Here is a 16451-nt window from a genome sequence, read left to right as displayed (position 1 = left end):
CGGGACATACGCCCATCAGCCACATTCCAGACAATGTGGGTTTCGTTCATATAAAGGAAAGCCGACAGGACGTTGACTGGTGCCCCTGCCTGCCTTCCTGGTCATCAGGCGATATCGCGCAGGGCGATCTCGCTCTTGATGCGTTGCAACACCTGCTCGATGGACAACTCCGTGGAATCCAGCTGGATCGCATCGGCCGCCGGTTTGAGCGGGGCCACTGCGCGCTGGGTGTCGCGCTCATCACGCGCACGAATCTCATCTAGCAGACTCGACAGACTAACATCTTCGCCCTTGGCCTTCAACTGCAAGTAACGGCGACGGGCTCGTTCCTCGGCGCTGGCGGTCAGAAATACCTTGAGCGGTGCGTCCGGGAACACCACGGTGCCCATGTCGCGACCATCGGCAATCAGCCCCGGCGCTTCCTGGAACGCCCGCTGGCGTTGCAGCAGGGCTTCGCGCACCGCCGGCAGCGAGGCGACCATGGAGGCGCCGGCACCCACGGTTTCGGTACGGATGACATTGCTGACATCCTCGCCTTCAAGAATGATCTGCTGCAGCTTGCCCGGCTCGGCGGCGATGAACTGCACATCCAGGTGGGCAGCGATCTTGACCAGCAGCTCTTCATTGGTCAGGTCGACACCGTGGTTGCTGGCGGCAAAGGCCAGCAAGCGGTATAGCGCGCCCGAATCCAGCAGCTTCCACCGAAGCTCCCGAGCCAGCAGGCCGGCAACGGTACCCTTGCCCGAACCGCTTGGTCCGTCGATGGTGATGACCGGTGCGTTGGAGTTCACGACTTGCCCTCTTCTGCCACGCGGATACCGACTTCGGCGCACAGGGCGAGGAAGTTCGGGAACGAGGTCGCGACGTTGGCGCAGTCATGGATACGGATCGGTGCCGTAGCGCGCAACGAGGCAACGCTGAAAGCCATGGAAATGCGATGGTCGCCATGACCGTGCACTTCACCGCCACCGATCACGCCGCCGTCGATGATGATACCGTCCGGGGTCGGCTCGCACTTCACGCCCAGGGCCAGCAGGCCGTCGGCCATGACCTGGATGCGATCGGATTCCTTGACCCGCAGCTCTTCGGCGCCGCGCAGCACGGTACGGCCTTCGGCACAGGCGGCAGCGACGAACAGCACCGGGAACTCGTCGATGGCCAGCGGCACCAGATGCTCGGGGATCTCGATACCCTTGAGTTTAGCCCCGCGCACGCGCAGGTCAGCCACTGGCTCGCCGCCGACCTCACGCTGGTTCTCCAGGGTGATGTCGCCGCCCATCAGGCGCAGGATGTCGATGACGCCGGTGCGGGTCGGGTTGATGCCGACGTGCTCGAGCAGCAGCTCGGAACCTTCGGCGATCGACGCCGCCACCAGGAAGAAAGCTGCCGAGGAAATGTCCGCTGGCACTTCGATATGAGTTGCTGTCAGCTTGCCGCCGGATTCCAGCGAAGCCGTAGGACCGTCGACTTTAACGCTGTAGCCGAAACCGCGGAGCATGCGCTCGGTGTGGTCACGGGTTGGCGCAGGCTCGGTGACAGTGGTCTTGCCCTGGGCATACAGGCCGGCCAGCAGCAGGCAGGATTTGACCTGGGCACTGGCCATCGGCAACGTGTAGGTCAAGGCCTTGAGCGTGTGGCCGCCACGGATGGTCATCGGCGGACGACCTTCGGCGGCGGTTTCGATCACTGCGCCCATTTCCCGCAGCGGGTTAGCCACGCGATTCATCGGCCGCTTGGACAGCGAGGCATCGCCAGTCAACACGGTGTCAAACGGCTGCGCGGCCAGCAGGCCGGAGAGCAGGCGCATCGAGGTACCGGAGTTGCCCAGGTAGATCGGGCCCGGTGGCGGCTTCAGACCATTAAGGCCAACGCCGTGGATGGTCACCCGGCCATGGTGCGGGCCTTCGATGACCACACCCATGTCACGGAAGGCCTGCAGGGTCGCCAGGGCGTCTTCGCCCTCGAGGAAACCTTCCACTTCGGTGGTGCCTTCGGCCAGGGAGCCGAGCATGATCGAGCGATGGGAAATCGATTTGTCACCTGGTACACGAATACGGCCAGACACGCGGCCACCAGGATTTGCCAGGAAAATCAGGTCGTTGGAGTTCATAGCGTCCACATAGGCCCGGCGGGCCAGGATTTTACTGAAATGCTCGCGGGCAACACGGGCGCGAGTGAAGACGCCCAGCAGCTGATGCCCATCCCCTGCATCGACCGCGTCGCGCAAGGCGTCGAGATCGCTGCGAAATGTATCGAGTGTGCGCAGGACAGCTTCGCGGTTGGCGAGAAAGATGTCGTGCCACATGACCGGGTCGCTTCCGGCGATTCTCGTGAAATCGCGGAAGCCTCCGGCAGCGTAACGGAAGATGTCGAGGTTTTCATTGCGCTTGGCCAGGGAATCGACCAAGCCGAAGGCCAGCAGGTGTGGCAAGTGGCTGGTAGCGGCCAGGACTTCGTCATGGCGCTCGACCTGCATGTGCTCGACATCGGCCTCCAGCGCACGCCAGAGCTGATCGACCAGCGCCAGGGCAGCCGGATCGGTTTCGGCCAGCGGTGTAAGAATGACTTTGTGGCGGCGGAACAGAGAAGCATTGGAAGCCTCCACCCCGCTCTGCTCGGAGCCGGCAATCGGATGGCCAGGCACGAAACGCGGCAAACGCCCGGCAAGGGCCTCGCGGGCTGCGCGCACGACATTGCCCTTGGCACTGCCGACGTCGGTCAGCACCGCCTGCCCCAGATCGAGCCGAGCCAGGCGGGTGAGGAGTTTTTCCATGGCCAGGATCGGCACGGCAAGCTGAATGACATCGGCGCCGACGCAGGCGACGGCGAGATCTTCTTCGCAGCGGTCGACCACGCCCAGTTCCACCGCCAGCTTGCGCGACTGCGGGTCAAGGTCGACACCGACTACTTCGCGGCACAGGCCGCTTTCACGCAAGCCTTTGGCGAAGGACCCGCCAATCAGGCCCAACCCGACTACCACCAGGCGACCGATGACCGGCCCAGGCTTGTTTACCACGACTTCACCCACGGAGCTGGACCCTGTTCAAAACTGCATGCACGCCATTCATAGCCTCAGAGTACCGCTTTCGGGTAGGAACCCAGCACCTTCAGGGCCACGGCTTCCTGGCTGATCTGCTCGAGCACGGCCTTGATCAGCGGATCGCGGTGGTGGCCGACGAAATCGATGAAGAACACGTAGGTCCATTTGCCGCTGCGCGACGGACGGGTCTCGATACGGGTCAGGTCGATACCGTTCTCGTGGAACGGCACCAGCAACTCGTGCAAAGCGCCCGGCTTGTTGCTCATGGAGACAATGATCGAGGTCTTGTCGTCGCCGGTCGGCGGTACTTCCTGGTTACCGATCATCAGGAAGCGCGTGGAGTTGTCCGGACGGTCTTCGATCTTCTCGGCCAGACGGGTCAGGCCGTACAGGCCCGCCGCCATGTCGCCGGCGATGGCCGCCGAGTTCCACTCGCCCTTGACCCGCTTGGCCGCTTCGGCGTTGCTCGACACCGCCACGCGCTCGACATTCGGGTAGTGGGCATCCAGCCACTTGCGGCACTGGGCCAGCGACTGGGCGTGGGAGTAGATACGGCTGATGCTGTCGGTCTTGGTGTTCTCACCCACCAGCAGGTGGTGGTGAATGCGCAGTTCGACTTCGCCGCAGATCACCATGTCGTGCTCAAGGAAGCTGTCGAGGGTGTGGTTGACCGCACCTTCGGTGGAGTTTTCCACCGGCACCACGCCAAAGTTGACGGCACCGGCCGCCACTTCGCGGAACACTTCGTCGATCGCCGCCATCGGCTTGCTGATCACCGCATGGCCGAAATGCTTCATTGCCGCAGCCTGGGTAAAGGTACCCTCAGGGCCGAGGTAAGCGATCTTGAGCGGCTGCTCCAGGGCCAGGCACGACGACATGATTTCGCGGAACAAGCGCGCCATCTCTTCGTTGCCCAGTGGCCCCTGGTTGCGCTGCATGACGCGCTTGAGCACCTGCGCCTCCCGCTCGGGGCGGTAGAACACCGGCGTCTCGCCTTCGGCCAGGGTCGCGGTCTTGACCCGCGCCACTTCCTGCGCGCAACGGGCGCGGTCACTGATCAGCTCGAGGATCTTCTCGTCGAGGCTGTCAATGCGCACCCGCAGCGCCTTGAGTTCCTGCTCCGACATCAGCCGTGCTCCTTCTCGAATTCAGCCATGTAGGCAACCAGCGCTTCGACGGCGTCCAGGCCCAGGGCGTTGTAGATCGAGGCGCGCATGCCGCCAACCGAACGGTGACCCTTGAGGTTGAGCAGGCCACGGGCATCGGCGCCAGCGAGGAAGGCTTTGTCCAGGCGCTCGTCAGCCAGGCGGAACGGCACGTTCATCCACGAACGGGCGTTGACGCTGATCGGGTTGGTATAGAAGTCGCTGTTGTCGATGAAGCCGTACAGACGGTCCTTCTTGGCCCGGTTGCGCTGCTCCATGGCCTCGACGCCGCCCTGCTCTTTCAGCCACTCGAAGACCAGCCCGGACAGGTACCAGGAATAGGTCGCCGGAGTGTTGTACATCGAGCCGTTGTCGGCCGCGACCTTGTAGTCGAGCATGGTCGGGCAGCTGCTGCGGGCACGGCCGAGCAGGTCTTCACGGACGATCACCACCACCAGGCCGCTCGGACCGATGTTCTTCTGGGCACCCGCATAGATCAGGCCGAAGTCGGAGACGTCAACCGGACGCGAGAGGATGTCCGACGACATGTCGACCACCAGCGGTACGTCACCGGTCTGCGGCACCCAGTCGAACTCCAGACCACCAATGGTCTCGTTCGAGGCGTAGTGCACGTAGGCAGCGTTCTTGCTCAGGTTCCATTCGTTCTGGCCAGGGATGGCCAGGTAGTCGTAAGCCTTGGCGCTGGCAGCAACGTTGATGTTGCCGTAGCGACGGGCTTCCTCGATGGCCTTTTTCGACCAGATACCGGTTTCGATATAGTCGGCAGTGCCGTCTTCAGGCAGCAGGTTGAGCGGGATTTCAGCGAATTGCTGGCTCGCGCCGCCCTGCAGGAACAGCACCTTGTAATTGGAAGGAATGGACATCAGGTCGCGCAGATCCTGCTCGGCCTTCTCGGCGATCGCCACGTAGTCGTCGCTACGGTGACTCATCTCCATCACCGACAGGCCTTTGCCACGCCAGTTCAGCATTTCAGCCTGGGCGCGCTGCAGTACAGCGTCAGGGAGCGCAGCAGGGCCTGCGCAGAAGTTAAAGGCTCGTTTGCTCACATCCACTCTCGCTCTGCTCTCGATGTCCGCAGGAGCCGGCCGGGCAGCGAGCTGTGCTCGACTGCCGCGGCCTTCCCCCACCAGGGTTGCGCTACTAATTTATTCCGGCTGTGCCTCTTCGTCGGCAGCGGCGTCGGCCTGTGGTGCCGCATCGGCGTCCACTTCAGCGCGATCCACCTCGGCGTCGAAGTCCTCGTCGCCTTCCTCTTCAGATGGCTCCTGGACCCGTTCCAGCCCCACCAGGGTCTCGTCGCTGGCCAGTTTGATGAGGGTCACACCCTGGGTGTTACGACCCAGGCTGGAGACTTCACCGACACGGGTACGCACCAGGGTGCCCTGGTCGGAAATCAGCATGATTTCCTCGCCATCCTGCACCTGCACTGCACCCACCAGGCGACCGTTACGCTCGTTGCTGACCATGGCGATAACGCCCTGACCGCCACGTTTGTACTCGGGGAACTCGGCGATTTCGGTACGCTTGCCGTAACCACGCTCGGAAGCGGTAAGGATCTGGCTGCCTTCTTCCGGGATGATCATGGAGATCAGCTTCTGCCCTTCGGTCAGACGCATGCCGCGTACACCGCGGGCGGTACGGCCCATGGCGCGAACGTCGGATTCCTTGAAGCGGGTGACCTTGCCGGCGTCGGAGAACAGCATGACCTCACGCTCGCCATCGGTGATGGCCGCGGAAATCAACACGTCGCCTTCGTCCAGCTCCAGGGCGATCAGGCCGACGCTGCGCTGACGGCTGAAGGACTCCAGCGGGGTCTTCTTCACCGTACCGTTGGCGGTCGCCATGAAGATGAAATGACCTTCGGTGTATTCCTCGACCGGCAACATGGTCGAGATGTACTCGCCCTCGTCCAGCGGCAGCAGGTTGACCAGCGGTCGACCACGCGCAGCACGGGAGGCCTCGGGAATTTCATAGGTCTTGAGCCAGTACACCTTGCCCTTGCTGGAGAACAGCAGCAGGGTGGTGTGGCTGTTGGCGACCAGCAGGTGCGAGATGTAGTCCTCGTCCTTGACGCCGGTAGCCGACTTGCCTTTACCACCGCGACGCTGGGCCTGGTAGGCGGCCAGCGGCTGGGTCTTGGCATAGCCGCCATGGGAGATGGTCACGACCCGGTCTTCTTCCGGAATCATGTCACCCAGGGTCAGGTCCAGGCGTGCATCGAGGATCTCGGTGCGGCGCACGTCGCCGTATTCGGCACGGATCAGTTCCAGCTCTTCGCGGATCACTTCCATCAGGCGCTCGGCGCTGTTGAGGATGCGGATCAGCTCGCCGATCTGGTTGAGGATCTCCTGGTACTCGGCCAGCAGCTTCTCGTGCTCAAGACCGGTCAGGCGGTGCAGGCGCAGGTCGAGAATGGCCTGGGCCTGTTCCGGCGACAGGAAGTACTTGCCGTCGCGCAGACCGAACTGCGGATCGAGGTTTTCCGGGCGGCAGGAGTCGGCGCCAGCGCGCTCGACCATCACCTGCACGGCGCTGGATTCCCACGGCGTGCTGATCAGCGCTTCCTTGGCCTCGGAAGGCGTCGGCGAGGCCTTGATCAGGGCAATTACCGGGTCGATGTTGGACAGGGCAACCGCCTGGCCTTCAAGGATGTGCCCGCGCTCACGCGCCTTGCGCAGTTCGAACACGGTACGACGGGTGACCACCTCACGACGGTGACGAACGAAGGCTTCGAGCAGATCCTTGAGGTTCAGCACCCGCGGACGGCCGTCGATCAGCGCAACCACGTTGATGCCGAAAACGCTCTGCAGCTGGGTCTGGGCGTAGAGGTTGTTGAGGATCACCTCAGGCACTTCGCCACGACGCAGTTCGATGACGATGCGCATACCGTCCTTGTCGGACTCGTCGCGCAGCTCGGTGATGCCTTCGAGTTTCTTCTCCTTGACCAGCTCGGCGATCTTCTCGATCAGACGCGCCTTGTTCAGCTGGTACGGCAGCTCGGTGACGACGATCTGCTGGCGGCCACCGACCTTGTCGATGTCTTCGACCATCGAGCGGGCGCGCATGTAGATGCGGCCGCGACCGGTGCGGTAGGCCTCGATGATGCCCTGGCGGCCGTTGATGATCGCGGCGGTCGGGAAGTCGGGGCCCGGGATGAACTGCATCAGCTCATCGATGGTGATGTCGGCGTTGTCGATCAGTGCCAGGCAACCATCGATGACTTCACCGAGGTTGTGTGGCGGAATGTTGGTCGCCATGCCCACGGCGATACCGCTGGAACCGTTGACCAGCAGGTTGGGGATCTTGGTCGGCATGACCGCCGGGATCTGCTCGGTACCGTCGTAGTTGGGTACCCAGTCGACCGTCTCTTTATGCAGGTCGGCCAGCAGTTCGTGGGCCAGCTTGGTCATGCGGACTTCGGTGTATCGCATGGCGGCGGCGTTGTCGCCGTCGACCGAACCGAAGTTACCCTGGCCGTCGACCAGCAGGTAACGCAGCGAGAACGGCTGGGCCATGCGTACGATGGTGTCGTAAACGGCGGTATCACCATGCGGGTGGTACTTACCGATCACGTCACCGACCACACGGGCGGATTTCTTGTACGGTTTGTTCCAGTCGTTACCCAGTTCGCTCATCGCATACAGAACGCGGCGATGCACGGGCTTCAAGCCATCACGCGCATCGGGCAGTGCACGCCCGACAATGACGCTCATCGCGTAGTCGAGGTAGGACTGTCTCAGTTCGTCTTCGATATTGACCGGGAGGATTTCTTTGGCCAGTTCGCCCATGAGAAGCCTGATTCCTTTTTCTGGTGAAACCTCGTCACATCCATATGGGACGAACGAAGCTCGCCGCTGCAAAGTGACTCCTTGCAACGACTTACGACAAATCAACGAGTTATGCCATGGATCTGCGCAGTAAAGGCAGCCCCGCGGGGCAGCCTTGGAAACCGTCGGATGTTACCACAATCGCCCAGAGGGTGGGAGTAGGCTGCGGCACTACTACCCTACTGCTCGTCGAGAACGCCCGCTAGCCGCTACAGCAGGCCGCAGACGGGGGCAAAGTCTCAATGCAAACGCTTGCGACACATCAGTTGCGCCATCTTCACCGTGTCCGGGCGCTCGACGATGCCTTTCTCGGTGATGATCACGTCGATCAGGTCGGCCGGGGTCACGTCGAACACCGGGTTGAACGCCTCGAAAGCAGCGCCCAGCGGCTCGCCGCCAAGCGCCAGCAACTCGCTGGCGCTGCGCTCTTCGAGGAGGATGTCGTCGCCGCTCTCCAGGTTCATGTCGATGCTCGAACTCGGCGCCACGACCATGAAACGCACGCCGTGGTGCATGGCATTGACCGCCAGCTGGTAGGTGCCGATCTTGCTCGCCACATCGCCATTGGCGGTGATGCGGTCGGCGCCGACGATCACCCAGGTGATGCCTTTGGTTTTCATCAGGTGGGCGGCGGCGGAATCGGCGGTAATGGTTGCCGGGATGCCCTCGCCTGCCAGTTCCCAGGCACTCAGGCGCGAACCCTGTAGCCACGGGCGGGTTTCATCGACATAGACGCGCTCGATCATGCCCTCCAGGTAAGCGGCGCGCACCACCCCGAGGGCAGTGCCGAAGCCGCCGGTGGCCAGGGCGCCGGTATTGCCGTGGGTAAGGACTGCCTGCTCGTTACCCTGGTGCTTGCGGATCAGGTCGACACCCAGCTGTGCCATGGTCAGGTTGGCTTCGCGGTCGCTTTCATGGATGGCCATGGCTTCGGCCTCCATGATGGCCAGCACGTCATCACCTTCCTTGAGCCGCAGCAAGCGCTCGCGCATGCGGTTCAGGGCCCAGAACAGGTTGGCGCCGGTCGGCCGGGCATGCACCAGCAGCTCGAAATCCTCTTCCAGGGCCATCTCCCAGTCACCACCGGCGGCCAGGCGCTGACGAATCGCCAGGGCCAGGCCATAGGCGGCGCTGATGCCAATGGCCGGCGCACCGCGCACCACCATCGAACGAATGGCCTCGGCCACTGCGGCGGCATCGCTGCAGGCCAGCCAGACCTGCGTGCCCGGCAGCGCGCGCTGGTCGAGCAGATAAAGGGTGCCATCCCGCCAATCGATGGCTTTCACCTTCTCTGCAGCCATTAGTCGATCGCGCATGCCTCACCCCATCATTCGGACATCAAAAGCGGACGATTATAGCGAGCCCCAGGCGCGGACGCTCGGGTATACTTCGCCCTCACCTTCAGTCGCCCAGGGAAACCTGTCATGCCCAAACCCGCTACGCCGCTCGACCTGCTGCTCCTGCCTACCTGGCTGGTGCCGGTCGAACCTGCCGGAGTGGTTTTGAAGGATCATGCCCTGGGCATCCGCGACGGGCAGATCGTGTTCATCGGCCCGCGCAGCCAGGCCCAGGCGTTCATCGCTGGCGAAACCCGCGAACTGCCGGGCTGCCTGCTCAGCCCGGGGCTGGTCAACGCCCACGGCCATGCGGCGATGACCCTGTTCCGCGGCCTGGCCGATGACTTGCCGCTGATGACCTGGCTCGAAGAGCACATCTGGCCGGCCGAAGGGCGCTGGGTCGATGAAGACTTCGTCCGTGATGGTACCGACCTGGCCATCGCCGAGCAGGTCAAGGGCGGCATCACCTGCTTCAGCGACATGTATTTCTACCCCAAGGTGGCCAGCGAGCGCGTGCACCACAGCGGCATCCGTGCGCAGATCGCCGTGCCCCTGCTGGATTTCCCGATCCCCGGCGCGCGCAGCACCGAAGAAGCCCTGCAACTGGGCATCGAGCTGTTCGGCGACCTGCGCCACCACCCGCGCATCACCGTGGCCCTGGGCCCGCATGCGCCGTACACGGTGAGCGACGACAACCTTGAAAAGATCCGCGTCATCGCCGAAGAGCTGGACGCGCCGATCCACATGCACATCCATGAAACCGCCTTCGAGGTCGAGCAATCGCTGCAGACCCGCGGCGAGCGCCCCCTGGCCCGGCTTGCCCGCCTCGGCTTGCTCGGCCCGCGCTTGCAGGCGGTTCACATGACCCAGGTCAGCGACGAGGATCTGGCCCTGCTGGTAGAAAGCAACACCAGTGTGGTGCACTGCCCGGAGTCCAACCTCAAGCTGGCCAGCGGCTTCTGCCCGGTCGAGCGCTTGTGGCAGGCCGGCGTCAACGTTGCCGTCGGTACCGACGGTGCGGCCAGCAACAATGACCTCGACCTGCTCGGCGAAACCCGTACCGCTGCCCTGCTGGCCAAGGCCGTGGCCGGCTCGGCCAGTGCCCTGGATGCCCATCGGGCGCTGCGCATGGCAACCCTCAACGGCGCCCGGGCCCTGGGCCTTGAGGCGATTACCGGCTCGCTGGAGCTGGGCAAAGCTGCCGACCTGGTCGCCTTCGATCTTTCGGGCCTGGCCCAGCAGCCGGTGTATGACCCGGTTTCGCAACTGATCTACGCCAGCGGCCGGGACTGCGTGAAGCACGTCTGGGTCGCCGGCAAGCCACTGCTTGACGACCGGTGCCTGACCCGCCTGGACGAACAGGCCCTGCACGCCACCGCCTGCGCCTGGGGCCAGCGGATCGGCGAGCACAACGAATAAGCGCCCGGCAGCCAGTGCTGGCGGGCAAGAGCAAATTATCCAAGTTTCAGAGGACTGTTCCATGAGCAACGTCGACCACGCCGAAATCGCCAAGTTCGAAGCCCTGGCCCACCGCTGGTGGGACCGCGAGAGCGAGTTCAAGCCGCTGCACGACATCAACCCGCTGCGGGTCAACTGGATCGACGAGCGGGTCAAGCTGGCCGGCAAGAAGGTCCTCGATGTCGGCTGCGGCGGCGGCATCCTCAGTGAAGCCATGGCCCTGCGTGGCGCCACCGTCACCGGCATCGACATGGGTGAAGCGCCACTGGCCGTGGCCCAACTGCACCAGCTCGAATCCGGGGTCAACGTCGAGTACCGGCAGATCACCGCCGAGGCCCTGGCCGAAGAGCTGCCCGAGCAGTTCGACGTGGTCACCTGCCTTGAGATGCTCGAGCATGTGCCAGACCCGTCCTCGGTGATCCGCGCCTGCTTCCGCATGGTCAAGCCGGGTGGCCAGGTGTTCTTCTCGACCATCAACCGCAACCCCAAGGCTTATCTGTTCGCCATCATTGGCGCCGAATACATCATGAAACTGCTGCCGCGCGGCACCCATGACTTCAAGAAATTCATCCGCCCGTCCGAACTTGGTGCCTGGAGCCGCGACGCCGGCCTGACCGTCAAGGACATCATCGGCCTGACCTACAACCCGCTGACCAAGCACTACAAGCTGGCCAACGACGTTGACGTCAACTACATGATCCAGACCCTGCGCGAGGAATAAGCATGCGTTTGCGAGCGGTACTTTTCGACATGGACGGCACCCTGCTCGACACGGCGCCGGACTTCATCGCCATCTGCCAGGCCATGCTCGCCGAGCGCGGCCTACCGGCCATCGAGGACCAGAAAATCCGCGACGTGGTCTCCGGCGGCGCCAAGGCCATGGTCTCGGTGACCTTCAACCTCGACCCTGAAGCCGAAGGCTTCGAGGCTCTGCGCCTGGAATTCCTCGAGCGCTACCAGCAAGGTTGCGCGGTGCACAGCAAGCTTTACGACGGCATGGCCGAACTGCTGGCCGACATCGAGAAAAGCAACCTGATCTGGGGCGTGGTCACCAACAAGCCGGTGCGTTTCGCCGAGCCGATCATGCAGCAGCTGGGCCTGAGCGAGCGTTCGGCGCTGTTGATCTGCCCGGACCACGTGAAGAACAGCAAGCCGGACCCCGAGCCGCTGATCCTCGCCTGCAAGACCCTCAACCTGGACCCGGCCAGCGTGCTGTTCGTCGGCGACGACCTGCGCGACATCGAGTCGGGCCGCGATGCCGGCACCCGCACTGCGGCAGTGCGCTACGGCTACATTCATCCAGATGACAACCCCAACAACTGGGGCGCGGATGTCGTGGTCGATCATCCGCTGGAGCTGCGCAAGGTGCTCGATAACGCGCTTTGCGGCTGCTGAAACCTTCGTACTGGCAAGGCTTTGCCTTGCATCGCCGGCAAGGCCGGCTCCCACAGGCCACCATCAACCTTGTGGGAGCTGGCTTGCCAGCGATGAAGCCATCACCTACCTAGAGGTAACCCCATGTTCGATTACTCTGCCCGCCCCGACCTGCTCAAAGGCCGGACCATCCTGGTCACCGGCGCCGGTCGCGGCATCGGCGCGGCTGCGGCCAAGAGCTATGCCGCCCATGGCGCCACCGTCTTGCTGCTGGGCAAGACCGAAGCCAACCTGAGCCAGGTCTACGACGAGATCGAAGCGGCCGGCCACCCGAAACCCGCGGTCATCCCGTTCAACCTGGAGACTGCCCTGCCACATCAGTACGACGAGCTGGCAGCGATGATCGAAGCCGAGTTCGGCCATATCGACGGCCTGCTGCACAACGCCTCGATCATCGGCCCGCGCACGCCGCTGGAGCAGCTTTCGGGCGACAACTTCATGCGCGTGATGCAGGTCAACGTCAATGCCATGTTCATGCTCACCAGCACCCTGCTGCCGTTGCTCAAGCTGTCGGCGGATGGTTCGGTGATCTTCACCTCCAGCAGCGTCGGGCGCAAAGGCCGGGCCTACTGGGGTGCCTATGGAGTGTCGAAGTTCGCCACCGAGGGCCTGATGCAGACCCTCGCCGACGAGCTTGAAGGTGTGGCGCCGGTGCGTGCCAACAGTGTCAACCCGGGCGCCACCCGTACCAGCATGCGCGCCCAGGCCTACCCTGCGGAAACACCGGAAAACAATCCGCTGCCAGAGCAGATCATGCCGGTCTACCTGTACCTGATGGGTCCAGACAGCACCGGCATCAACGGCCAGGCGTTCAACGCCCAGTAAGCTCAGCCCTCGGCCAGCTCCGCCCGGGCCCGGGCGGGCTGCTGGCGCTGTTCCTGCTCTTGCTGCATGCAGCGCTCAAGGAACAGGAACATATAGTCATAGCTCTTGCAGATGGCCCGACGCAATTCGGTTTGCAGCGCCACCGACGGGTTATTGCCGGCCAGGGTGCAGACGATCTCCAAGGCCTCCCAAGGGTGTGCGTCATCGTACTGGGCGTGCATCTTCAGCCACTTCATCGCGCGCTTGCGGCCTTCTTCCGGGAAGCCCTGGGCGTAGACGCCAGTCGAGCAAACCACCGCCGACCACTCACCGGTTGCGCCTTCGATGGCGTAGTTGGTGGCAGCAATGGCAACCACCAGCGAATCGGTCGCGCAGGTATGCCAGCACCAGTCGCTGAGGGCGTTGAGTTCGCTAGGTACTTCCTGCGCCTGCAGGTCTTCGAGGCTGACGCCATGGGCCTGGGCCCAGAACAGCCAGTAATCGGCATGGTTGAGTTCGACGCGAATGTTGCGCATCAGCCAGCGCCGCGCCATGTCTTCGCCGGGGTGGCGGGCGTACTGGGTCTTGGTGAGGTTCTTGGCCATGTACAGGGAAAACTGCTCGACCACCGGCCAACCGCCGATCAGGTACTGGCGCATGGTCCGGCCACTGAGGCGGCCATCGCGCATGCGTTGATAAAGCTCGTGCTCCACCACCCGACGCTTGCTCTCGCTGCAGTCCTTGATCAACTGCTGGGCCCAAAGCGGGTAACTGCTGGGGTCCATCAATGGACCAGTACGAATAAACGCGTCAATCACTGTCAGCTCCTTGTTCCTTGTGATTATCGGTGGATCTCAGCGAAAGGTCCCCGGCGCCTTGAACAACAGGGGCCTTGCAGCAATCCGTTTGCGCTGCAAGCTGTCACAGGTGAACACCTGTGGCCGCTCGATCAGGTATCCCTGGGCGTAGTCCACGCCTATTTCCTGCAGGGCCTGCTCGATCAACGGGGTTTCGACGAACTCGGCGATGGTGCGTTTGCCCATCACGTGACCGATGTGATTGATCACCTCGACCATGGCCCGGTTGATCGGGTCATCGAGCATGTCCTTGACGAAACTCCCGTCGATTTTCAGAAAGTCTACAGGCAAATGCTTCAAATAAGCGAACGACGACATACCGGCGCAAAAGTCATCCAGCGAGAACCGGCAACCTAGGCCCTTGAGCTCGTTGATAAAGCGGATGGCACTGCCGAGGTTGGCGATCGCGCTGGTTTCGGTGATTTCGAAACAAATCATGTGCGGCGGGATGGCGAACTCGCTGAACAGCCGCTGCAGGTACTCGAGGAACTTGTCATCACCGATGCTGCTGCCCGACAGGTTGATCGCGCACATGGCCAACGGGCCATCGCGCTGTTCGTCCAGGCACTGGCGGATGACCTTGAACACACTGCGCACCACCCAGCGGTCCAGCGCGGTCATCAGGCCATAGCGCTCGGCGGCGGGAATGAAGCTGTCAGGGAGGATGATGCGGCCGCCCTCGTCGTGCAGGCGCAGGAGGATCTCGATATGCCCGGCGCCTTCATGGGGTCCAAGGGCGGCAATTTCCTGGGCATAGAGGCAGAAACGGTTTTCTTCCAGGGCCACGTGCAGGCGCTGGATCCAAGCCATCTCGCCAAAGCGCATGGACAGCTCGCTGTCATCGGCGTGATACACCTGCACGCGGTTGCGGCCCTTCTCCTTGGCCATGTAGCAAGCCATGTCGGCGGCCCGCAGCGAGGCTTCGAGGGTGGTCGGCCCTTGGGCAATATGCACCAGGCCCAGGCTGACGGTGGTCATGAACGGCCGCCCTTTCCACACGAAGTGCAGGCTCTGCACGGCCTGGCGCAGGCTCTCGGCAATGCGCTCGGCCTGCTCCTGGGGGCAGTTCTCCAGAAGGATACCGAACTCGTCACCACCCAGCCGCGCCAGGGTGTCGCCTTCGCGTAGGCCGGCCTGGAGCACAGCACAGATATGCCGCAGCAACTCATCGCCGGCGGCATGACCGCAGGTGTCGTTGACCAGCTTGAACTGGTCCAGGTCAAGGAACATCAAGGAGTGGCGCGCCGGTTTGCGCGCCATGGCGTTGAGCGCCAGTTCCAGGCGGTATTCGAATTCGCGGCGGTTGGCCAGGCCGGTCAGGGCGTCGTGGGTCGCCTGCCAGGACAGGTTGGCGATGTACTGACGCTCCTGGGTCATGTCGTGCAGCACCAGGACGATGCCGCTGATCTTACCCTCAGCCATGATCGGCGCACCTACCAGGGTGACCGACACGGTGCTGCCGTCCAGGCGCTGGATCAGCTTGGTATGTTCACTGCCGCCCTTGAGGCCACCTTCGAGCACGCGCTCGACCAGGGTCAGGCTGTCCTTTTCGGCATTCTCGTCGAGCAGGCTGAACAGCGCAGCCAAGGGCAAGCCCTGGGCCTGGGCCGCATGCCAGTGGGTCAACTGTTCGGCGGCCGGGTTCATGTAGGCGATGCAGCCTTCGACATCGGTGGTGATGACGCCATCGCCGATCGACTCAAGGGTGATCTGCGCCCGCTCCTTCTCCACTTCGAGGGCATTGGCAAAGGCCTGGCGCTGAGCCAGCAGCTTGCTCGAACGCATCCAGGCCAGTGCAATCAGGAACAGCGCAGTGGCCAGGTTGGTGACCAGCAATACCCGCAGCAACATCCGCGACCCTTCACCCAGGGCATCGCTGAACGCCCGGGCAGCCGGGGTCACGGCATCGTTGATCGAAGCAATCTGCGCCTTCCAGCCCGCGACGCTACGGGCATCGGCACGGCCAGCACGAAAACCGCTGTACATCTGCTCGGCCACTTCATCCAGCTGGCGCAAAAATCCGTCACCGACCGCCCACAGCTCGATGGCCTTCTGCATATAGCTGACCTGATGAAAGTTCAGGTACAGCCAGATCACACTGGAAACGTCGTCGGGATGGTTGCCGCCCTGGAGGATGCCACGGCGTGCGGCGTCGATATCCGGGGTCGGCAGGTCGAGGGCCACGCGCAGGTCATGCCCGCCCTGGGGCACGGCAATCGCCTTGCGATACTTCTGAAAGGCCGCCTCGTCGCGGCTGTCAGCGTACTGGTTGAGGTAATAGATGGCGTCTTTCTGGCCCTTGGACCACAGGCTCTCCCCCGCCACATAACCACGCACTGCCGACAGCGCGTACAGGCTGATGCTCCCGAGCAAGGCCTGAAACAGCACCACAGCAACAAATGGCCAGATAATGCCCAACAACTTTGGCGCTTCGAGAGTCCGTTTTCGCTTCATGAGGTCCCTTGCAACAGAGCCGGATGAATCCCACCTACCAAAGCACAGCCTAGGCTATTTGCCATTAATACTGC

At 63.1% G+C, this 16451-nt stretch carries 11 protein-coding genes and 1 pseudogene; 4 read left to right on the top strand and 8 right to left on the bottom strand.

Translation table 11 applies throughout. From position 1 onward, the window contains the following. Positions 1-104 precede the first annotated feature (104 nt). From cmk to mtnA, 6 genes and pseudogenes are all read right to left on the bottom strand, one after another. On the bottom strand, positions 105-791 hold the full coding sequence (gene cmk, locus JV241A_RS06795; protein WP_115085826.1) for a (d)CMP kinase: 687 nt from the start codon (positions 789-791) through the stop codon (positions 105-107). Continuing rightward, positions 788-3028 (bottom strand): bifunctional prephenate dehydrogenase/3-phosphoshikimate 1-carboxyvinyltransferase, encoded by a 2241-nt coding sequence (locus JV241A_RS06790; protein ID WP_177414840.1) that lies wholly within the window; start codon positions 3026-3028, stop codon positions 788-790. The genes cmk and JV241A_RS06790 overlap by 4 nt, the downstream gene beginning before the upstream one ends. Positions 3029-3072: 44 nt before the next feature. Next, on the bottom strand, positions 3073-4167 hold the full coding sequence (gene pheA, locus JV241A_RS06785; protein ID WP_134061674.1) for a prephenate dehydratase: 1095 nt from the start codon (positions 4165-4167) through the stop codon (positions 3073-3075). Then, positions 4167-5252 (bottom strand): 3-phosphoserine/phosphohydroxythreonine transaminase, encoded by a 1086-nt coding sequence (gene serC / locus JV241A_RS06780; protein WP_166675659.1) that lies wholly within the window; start codon positions 5250-5252, stop codon positions 4167-4169. The genes pheA and serC overlap by 1 nt, the downstream gene beginning before the upstream one ends. A gap of 192 nt (positions 5253-5444) precedes the next feature. After that, positions 5445-7994: pseudogene (gene gyrA, locus JV241A_RS06775) on the bottom strand (DNA gyrase subunit A); the annotation flags it as partial. 278 nt (positions 7995-8272) lie between these two features. Beyond that, a complete protein-coding gene (gene mtnA, locus JV241A_RS06770) occupies positions 8273-9349 on the bottom strand; it encodes an S-methyl-5-thioribose-1-phosphate isomerase (RefSeq protein WP_134061668.1) in 1077 nt (358 codons plus the stop codon). 108 nt (positions 9350-9457) lie between these two features. On the opposite strand from mtnA, the gene JV241A_RS06765 reads away from it, so the two are divergent. The 4 genes from JV241A_RS06765 to JV241A_RS06750 all read left to right on the top strand — a co-directional run bounded on the left by JV241A_RS06765 (position 9458) and on the right by JV241A_RS06750 (position 13087). Continuing rightward, complete coding sequence (locus tag JV241A_RS06765; RefSeq protein ID WP_134061666.1) at positions 9458-10789, top strand: TRZ/ATZ family hydrolase; 1332 nt, start codon at positions 9458-9460, stop codon at positions 10787-10789. Between the two features lie 61 nt (positions 10790-10850). Further along, on the top strand, positions 10851-11549 hold the full coding sequence (ubiG, locus tag JV241A_RS06760) for a bifunctional 2-polyprenyl-6-hydroxyphenol methylase/3-demethylubiquinol 3-O-methyltransferase UbiG (protein ID WP_115085820.1): 699 nt from the start codon (positions 10851-10853) through the stop codon (positions 11547-11549). Between the two features lie 2 nt (positions 11550-11551). After that, positions 11552-12223: an N-acetylmuramic acid 6-phosphate phosphatase MupP gene (mupP, locus tag JV241A_RS06755; protein ID WP_115085819.1), complete on the top strand. Its 672-nt coding sequence runs from the start codon at positions 11552-11554 to the stop codon at positions 12221-12223. Positions 12224-12346: 123 nt separating this feature from the next. Continuing rightward, a complete protein-coding gene (locus JV241A_RS06750) occupies positions 12347-13087 on the top strand; it encodes a YciK family oxidoreductase (RefSeq protein WP_010224149.1) in 741 nt (246 codons plus the stop codon). A gap of 2 nt (positions 13088-13089) precedes the next feature. Here JV241A_RS06750 and JV241A_RS06745 read toward each other — a convergent pair whose 3' ends face one another. Continuing rightward, positions 13090-13884, bottom strand: a complete 795-nt coding sequence (locus tag JV241A_RS06745) for an iron-containing redox enzyme family protein (protein ID WP_115085818.1) — start codon at positions 13882-13884, stop codon at positions 13090-13092. A 36-nt stretch (positions 13885-13920) separates the two neighbouring features. Further along, the gene (locus JV241A_RS06740) at positions 13921-16377 is read right to left on the bottom strand and encodes an EAL domain-containing protein (RefSeq protein ID WP_115085817.1); all 2457 of its coding nucleotides are present in this window, start codon (positions 16375-16377) and stop codon (positions 13921-13923) included. Between the last annotated feature and the right edge of the window lie 74 nt (positions 16378-16451).

It is taken from the genome of Pseudomonas sp. JV241A, from assembly GCF_900275665.1.
GTDB classification, from domain to species: Bacteria; Pseudomonadota; Gammaproteobacteria; order Pseudomonadales; family Pseudomonadaceae; genus Aquipseudomonas; species Aquipseudomonas wadenswilerensis.
Note: the sequence above shows the minus strand (reverse complement) of the source record. Positions and strands in the feature narration are given on the sequence as shown.

Coding starts and splice junctions, on each gene's coding strand:
- pheA (WP_134061674.1), bottom strand. CDS start 4,167: ATGTCGGAGCAGGAACTCAAGGCGCTGCGGGTGCGCATTGACAGCCTC.
- mtnA (WP_134061668.1), bottom strand. CDS start 9,349: ATGCGCGATCGACTAATGGCTGCAGAGAAGGTGAAAGCCATCGATTGG.
- JV241A_RS06765 (WP_134061666.1), top strand. CDS start 9,458: ATGCCCAAACCCGCTACGCCGCTCGACCTGCTGCTCCTGCCTACCTGG.
- ubiG (WP_115085820.1), top strand. CDS start 10,851: ATGAGCAACGTCGACCACGCCGAAATCGCCAAGTTCGAAGCCCTGGCC.
- mupP (WP_115085819.1), top strand. CDS start 11,552: ATGCGTTTGCGAGCGGTACTTTTCGACATGGACGGCACCCTGCTCGAC.
- JV241A_RS06750 (WP_010224149.1), top strand. CDS start 12,347: ATGTTCGATTACTCTGCCCGCCCCGACCTGCTCAAAGGCCGGACCATC.
- JV241A_RS06740 (WP_115085817.1), bottom strand. CDS start 16,377: ATGAAGCGAAAACGGACTCTCGAAGCGCCAAAGTTGTTGGGCATTATC.